The organism is Algibacter pacificus (assembly GCF_008033385.1).
Lineage (GTDB): Bacteria > Bacteroidota > Bacteroidia > Flavobacteriales > Flavobacteriaceae > Algibacter > Algibacter pacificus.
This window is the reverse complement of the sequence record NZ_VOGY01000015.1, coordinates 51,793-59,524: the sequence shown is the minus strand read 5'-3', so window position 1 is coordinate 59,524 and position 7,732 is coordinate 51,793. Positions and strand designations below refer to the sequence as shown.

Below are 7,732 nucleotides of genomic sequence, written 5' to 3'. Positions count from 1 at the left end.
GGTGCAAATATACATGCCTTTTTGATTCTGGCAAGAGGTTTTGTGGTCTTTTTTAGAGTTTTATTTATCCTTTTGCTTAATGCTTTTATTTTTAATAAGTTATAAGTTTTTTACTTTATCTTTTTTGCTACTACCCCTAGCGTATTGGATTTATTTTTAAGGGACTCCTATAGTTTTGGCGATTACTAAATTAGGATTTAATAATATTCAAATAGTATTTCGTCTAAATTATAGCATCATAAAACAATTTATTTTTTTGTAATAAAAATCACATTTATATTGATTTAAATCTTTTACTGTATCACTTTTTCAAAAATTATTTAACACAATTCATACACTTTGGCTGTCTTTAAAAAATAAATTTATACTAAAACCAGCAAATTATTGTTGTTTTAAAACTTTTAAAAGAATAAAACCCCATTTATATAAGTATAAAACTCATATAAATGGGGTTTGTTTTTTTGATAGCAGTTATACAAGAAGTAAACAAATGTTTCTTCTGCTCTAAAAGCTCCTACACAAAATGATTTTTATCTAGACTACTTTATTAAACTCTAATACTCTCGATATTCACCAGCACCTATATTAAAGGTTAATGAAAATCGCAATGTATTTTCTAAAGGACTTTGCACTTTTGAAGCCGAAAACAAATATGACAAATCTATATTAACCACATTAGCTTTAAATCCTGCGCCTAGAGTAAAATATTTACGTGCTCCTTTTTCTTCACTTTCATTAAAATATCCTGTTCGAAACGCGAATGAATCTTGGTAAACATATTCAGCTCCTAACGCATAGGTAAATTCTTTAATTTCTTCACTAAATCCTCCTGGTGCATCACCGAAGGATTGAAACATCCCTGCTAAAAATCCAACGTCTTGGGATTTACCTTGATAAATAACGTTAGATGCTACTTCATTGCCAAGTATATCTGTTCCTTCATCATAAACACCATTATTGTTTTCATCTGTATATTCATATTGTGTACCTAAAACGGGAGGGGTTGGCACCAAAAACTTAGCGATTTCGGCAGTTACAGCTATTTTATTATAATCATCAAATATAAAATCGAAACCAGCCCCTAAACGTAAAGTAGTGGGCTGAAAATTATCAAGTCCATCATCGGCATACTTGAATTTTGGACCAATATTTTGGATTGCAAAACCTGCTCTCCAACGCCCATTAAAATCGGCATAAGCTTCTTCTTCTCCTTGATAATACCCGGAAATATCCACACCAAAAGTACTTGCTGCAGAAGAATTTTCATTATTCACTTGTAATCTCAAGTCTGAACGTAAATAACGCATAGCTACGGACATAGAAAACTGATCGGACAAACGTAAGGCGTAAGAACCATCAATAGAAAGTTCATTGGGTTTTTGTATTCTAGCTTCATCATTCGCATTGTCTAAAAACTCTATTTCTCCTAATGAAAAATACCTAAGACTAAAAGCAAAAGCGCTACGCTCATCAATTCTATTAAAATAACTAATATTCCCTAGAAAAATATCATTAACAAGTTTACTTAAATAAGGGGTGTAACTTACTCCTAACCCCGATTTAGTTTCTGAAAACGCATATTTTGACGAGTTCCATTGTTGAGAAAAAGCATCAACAGAAGTGGCAACTCCCATATCTCCCATTCCTGCTGCACGAGCATCTGCTGAAATTAATAAAAAAGGAATACCTGTGGTAATAACTCTAGAATCGTTATCATTAGGTATAATTACGGTAGGTTCTTGAGCATTTATTTTTGAAATAAAAACAAATGATAATAATAGCAATAAGTTAGTTTTCATGAATTAGTATTTGATTGCAAAATAATTTTTTTTTTACAGAATGACGAGTTTTTCAATTTTTTCTACTGTTTTGTTCAATAAGTTAGAGTGTACGGATAATTTATATATATACACCCCTTTACCTATTTTATCTCCAAAATCGTCTCGACCATCCCACACAATATCTCTTGATAAAGAACTTGTTACATTAAAACCTGCAGCTGTTTGCCCATTTAACGTTCGAACTAATTTACCAGAAACTGTAAATATCTGAATAGAAACGTCTAAAACATCAGAACTATTGTGATTAAACCAAAATTCTGTATAATTTACAAATGGATTAGGATAATTTAGCACATTGTTAATTACTAGCTCTTGATCTTTATCATGAACAACAAATTGTATTTCGGAAACCGATGAATTATTATAAACATCCCAAACTTTAAGAGATAAAGAGTGTAAACCAGGTTCTAAATCTCTAAAGGCATAGCTTAAGACCCCCTTTTTATAATCGTCAACTTCAGTTTGATAATAATCATTTAAAACTATTGGATTGGTTTCATCTCCATCAATAATAGCTACAATATCATGCCCAATACCACTTGCCGTATTTATACCGTTTTCATCTTCCATTTTAGCAAGTAAGGTTGGTGATTCATTTGTTATACCTCCAGAAACAAAATTTTCATCATTCATATATAAGGTAATAACCGGTCCTGTAGTATCTGTTGGTGCATTTTCATTTAAACCACCAATTTTAACGCTACCTATACTAGCCCCTGCCTGATTTGTTCCTAAAGCCCCTTCCTTTGAATAAAAACTAATTTTTCCATACCCAACAGGGATTCCAATATCTTTTGGAACAACAAAATCAAACTCAAATTGACCACTTTTAACTGAGGCCTGCCCTCTAAAAATAATTTTACCTAAGGTTGTAAAATCTAAAACCACCAATTTACCGTCTAACTTTGTACCATCGTTGGCCAATGTTTTTCGTTCTAAATCTTTATCGTAAATAGTTGTAGAAACTGTACCATTATAATTGGTTAATACATTTCCAGAAACATCGGTTACTTGCCCTGCCAGCTTTACATACCCCAAAGCTTTTATAGTATCGGTTACTTGTGCTAGCGGGACATCATTTATTTTAGTTAATTCAATATTAGGCTTAGCAAAAGCTAATTTCATAGCAGGGTCTCCTATAAAAAACACTAAACGACGCTGGCTGGAATTGGAGATTAATGGATTGTTTTTAGTAAGCCTTAAAGCCTCGGCCATAGAAGGATATTCAAAATGCTCATAATCATCATCTGGAGCATACGAAAACAGATATTGTCCAAAATTTTTATTAAAATTAATCGCGAAAGACACATAAATTTGTCTTGTAGTCGATATTAAACCAATAGCTCCAGCCTTCTCATTCCAATAAGTTAACTCTCCTGCGGTTATTTTATATGGGTTGTCAAATTTTGTAAATTCACAGGTTACGGTAATAAAACAATTCAATTTACCATAATTGCGAAACTGTCTAATATCTTCCTGTACCAATAACAGCTCGTGTGCAAGCCCCGACTCGCCTCCATGACCAAAATAATTCACCACTAAAGCCCCTTTATTAATGGCGTTTATAATTTCGGTTGTTGCTTGCGGGTAGATATCACCTCCTGCCGAGGATTCTTGCTTATAGGCATCAGAATGAATTTTAGTTATATTTAAAAACGGCTTATCATTAGTTATTAAGTTTCCAACGTAATCTGTAGTTTCTTCCAATACCCCTTCCCAATCGTCGTCTACATCATCAGAAATTACTACCACGTTATTCCTCCAACTTCCAGCAGCTTCTTTAAGATAATAAGATTCTATTTTATCAATCATTTTAGTTGCCTGCTCAGGAGTGTCTGCAAGAATTCTACCAACGGCAATATCCAGTTTATCACTAGTAACCATTGTCCCTTCAGTACTATCCATCATCCCATAAAAATCATCAGATACAAAAGAACTACTTAAACTGAAACTGTTATAAGAATACCAAGAAGGTACTATATTGGTGTTGTTTGGTATTCTATCTTTGTAATCAAAAGAACCATCACCCAATAAACACAAATACTTAATACGTTTTTCAGGAACACTAGCATTATCATACACATATTTAATTAAATTCCTAATCGCTCCAATATCTTGATTACCTGTACTAAATTCGGCATATATTTTATTTAAGCTAACTACTTTTACATTTAAATTATACTGTTTTTGGTTAATTTGAGCAAGGCGTTCGGCCTGAGTTACCATATTATCTGGAGCAATTATAATATAGTCTATATCTTGAAACTGGTTTTCATTATTAAAAAATAGCGTTCCTTTTAAATTCTGATTACTTATTCGAGTTGTACCATTAATTTCAGGTTCAAAATAATCGGAAGGTGTTACGGCAACATAAGTTTTTAACATCCCAAGGTTTGAAGTAAAAGTAAGATGAGATTCGTTTGTAGCGTTTTCGAAATTCGTTACATTATAAATATCTGTTACATCCCATATTTCTGAAATTTTTGAAGCATTAGCAATATGGTATTGCCCAATTCCGGACATGGTTTCCACTACAGCATTTTTAAATTGAAATTGTCCCTCTATAAATTCTAAAGGACGTTTTGCTTCTATGGAAATATAATCTAAATACCCCAAAGCATCCAAGTCGCCCTTATTATCATAATTTAAGTCGATGTTAATTTCTGAAGAATTTACCGTAACGACATCATTAAAAAAAGCTTCACTTGCCAATACTGTTTCTCCAATTTCACTCATACTCAAGGTAGCCACACTATTTCCATTTACCGATACCTCCATAGTCGTTGAAACTGTAGATATGGCCGCAACATAAACTTTTAATTTAATAGGGGTTGTACTTATTAAATTAGGGAAGTTAAACTTAAAAGTTTGTTTTTCATCTACATCAAATTTTTCTCCAAACCAACGCCTTCCTAACAGGGCTATATTTTGTTTATCTATTTCGTGAAATTTATAATCCTCGAAAGTATCAATTTCTAAATCTACCGAGCCCAAAGGTTGCGTAAAAGGCGTAATTCTTTTTCCGAGACCAGATCCTGTATTAATATAATAATAAGTCTTATCGGTATAACAATTAATATTAGTATTACTTTCTTCATTATATCCTTTAGGGCCTTGTGCGTAAAACAAAATATAATCTGAGTCGTTAAAAACACCATCGTCTTCACCTATAAATTTTATAGCATTTTCTTGTACATCAAAAGGATAATCTGCACTATTGGCATACGGTATCATTCTACCTCCATTTCCAAAAAGTTTAATAGTTCTTGGATCTATATTATTCACATTAACCCCTAAACGTCTTAAAAATGATTTGCTTAATTTAAAAACTCCCGTTGTATCGACAGCGAACCGAAACCAATCTCCGCTACTTAAAACCGAATTTGAAATAGCCTTAGATTTGGCCATTTTATTTAACAACGCACCAGATCTATCTGGACCATTTTGATAATTTACCTGAAAATTTATAACCTTTTTAAATACCCCATTCTCTTTTATAATAGGAGATAACTGCAACATAGCAAAACGTTTATCTCGAGCTATTGAATTTTTTAAACTATATTTTAGTGTATTAGGAATTTTATCAACATCTAAACCTTTAAGCTCTGCCAACGACATATTAGAATAACTAATTTGTGTTATGGATATAGACGACTCATTTACCTCTCCAGACACCTCCCATTGTGCAATAAATTGAAGTCCTAAATCAAAATCATAAGTACAAACATCTTTATTAAAAAAAGGAACTTCTATGGTGCTACTTTCCGTAACTATTTTTTCAGAAGCTATCCAATCTAAACTAAATTTCTTTTCCTGTCCAAATAAAATCATGGAACAAAAGAATAACAAGTATAAATATTTTTTCATTAATAAAATAACGCTTTAAGCAAGCAATTAGTATTCGAAAATTATTTTTTTTAAACAACACCAAAAATACAAATAATAAACTAGCAAAACATTCGTTAATATGACATAATCGAACATAGACAAAAAGTCAATTTAGATGAAATTACCGATGTGTTACTCAAAAACAAAGCAAATTGCTTCTTTTTTTTGATATAAATGTAACTTGTTGTGTAAGCATTAATTCTTATATTGCGACACCAAAAATATTTTAGCTTTCTTAAAAGTATGCATATGAAAAAAGTAGTGGGAATCAAGTTTTTATTTATTATAGCTCTTACCATAGTAACAGTAGGCTGTAAAAAATCTTCGAGTTCAAAAAACACATCTAGAGCTACAGGTTGGGACATTAACAGCCGAGATGGTGGTTTTCAATACAATACTGATTTTATAGAACAAGAAACATCTCCAGGGCTTGTTTTTATTGAAGGAGGTACCTTTACCAAAGGTCGCGTGCAAGACGACGTTATGCACGACTGGAATAACACCCCAAACCAGCAACACGTAATGTCCTTTTATATGGATGAAACCGAAGTTACAAACAAAATGTACTTAGAGTATTTAGATTGGATTAAACAATACTACCCGCCTTCTGAGCCTAATTACAGAGCCATTTATAACGGCGCCATTCCAGATACTTTAGTTTGGAGAAATCGACTTGGTTACGATGAAGTATTAACCGAAAACTACCTACGCCACCCAGCCTACGGAGAATACCCAGTAGTTGGAGTAAGCTGGATTCAAGCGGTAGAATTTTCGAAATGGAGAACAGATCGTGTTAATGAATTGAATTTAGATAAAAATGGCTACCGAGAAATTAGCATAGGAGAACCAGATCCTAATAATGCTTTCAATACCGACCGATATACTATTGACCCAAGTTCAATGGATACAGGAGAACCCGACACTAAACGTAGAAATAGAAATATAACGGTTGATGAAGAAGGTAACGAATCTGGTATTTACGCCAATAGAGAAACAGGTGTTTTAGTACCTAGATATAGACTACCAACAGAAACAGAATGGGAATATGCAGCTTTAGGTTTAAGTGAAGTTAGAGAATATAACCTTTATCGTGGACGTAAAAAATACCCATGGGACGGACAATATACACGCTCTGAAAAACGAAAAATAAAAGGTGACCAATTGGCCAACTTTAAACAAGGTAAAGGAGACTATGGCGGTATTGCAGGCTGGTCTGATGATGGTGCTGATATTACTAACGCTGTAAAATCGTATGCGCCAAATGATTTTGGTCTATATGATATGGCAGGAAATGTGGCAGAATGGGTTGCCGATGTTTACAGACCAACTATAGACGATGAATATAACGACTTTAATTACTACCGAGGTAATGTATACACTAAAAACGCCATTAATGAAGATGGCACTGTAAAAGTAATTACTTCTGACGATATTATTTATGATACTTTACCTAACGGAAAAGTTGTTGCAAGAAACTTACCTGGTGAAATTTTACAAATTCCTATTGATGAAAACGAAACTTTTCAAAGAACGAATTTTAATAGAAGTAATGAAATTAATTTTAGAGATGGCGATAGACGTTCATCGCGTCAATACGAAAACTTCTCCGATGACGAGGATTTAGCAACAGACTCTGAAACAAGCCTGATGTACAATGCGCCAAGAAACAGCATTGCTAAAGATTCTACAGGAAATATAATTAAGGAATACGACAGATCTAACAAAAGAACCACTTTAATTAACGATGAAGCTCGTGTTTATAAAGGTGGCTCATGGAAAGATAGAGAATACTGGTTAGACCCGGCTCAACGCCGTTATTTCCCTCAATATATGGCTACAGATTATATTGGATTTAGATGTGCTATGTCTCGTTTAGGTTCAAAATCTAAGAATAAAAATAAAACGAAAAACTAAACCATAGCATAGTTTTATACTGTCTAAAAAATAAGAAAAGGTAGAACTGTAAAAAGTTTCTACCTTTTTTATTTGTTTCAAATTCGCAG

Annotated in this window: 3 protein-coding genes; 1 reads left to right on the top strand and 2 read right to left on the bottom strand. The window is 32.9% G+C overall.

Annotated elements, in window-relative coordinates:
* Window positions 1-554: 554 nt before the first annotated feature.
* On the bottom strand, window positions 555-1,799 hold the full coding sequence (porV, locus tag FQU21_RS16165; protein WP_147679048.1) for a type IX secretion system outer membrane channel protein PorV: 1,245 nt from the start codon (window positions 1,797-1,799) through the stop codon (window positions 555-557).
* Window positions 1,800-1,832: 33 nt separating this feature from the next.
* Window positions 1,833-5,708, bottom strand: coding sequence for a type IX secretion system sortase PorU (gene porU, locus FQU21_RS16160; RefSeq protein ID WP_147679047.1), 3,876 nt, complete (start codon window positions 5,706-5,708; stop codon window positions 1,833-1,835).
* Window positions 5,709-5,972: 264 nt separating this feature from the next.
* Here porU and gldJ point away from each other — a divergent pair, with 264 nt between their 5' ends.
* Complete coding sequence (gene gldJ, locus FQU21_RS16155; RefSeq protein ID WP_147679046.1) at window positions 5,973-7,643, top strand: gliding motility lipoprotein GldJ; 1,671 nt, start codon at window positions 5,973-5,975, stop codon at window positions 7,641-7,643.
* The last annotated feature ends 89 nt before the right edge of the window (window positions 7,644-7,732 follow it).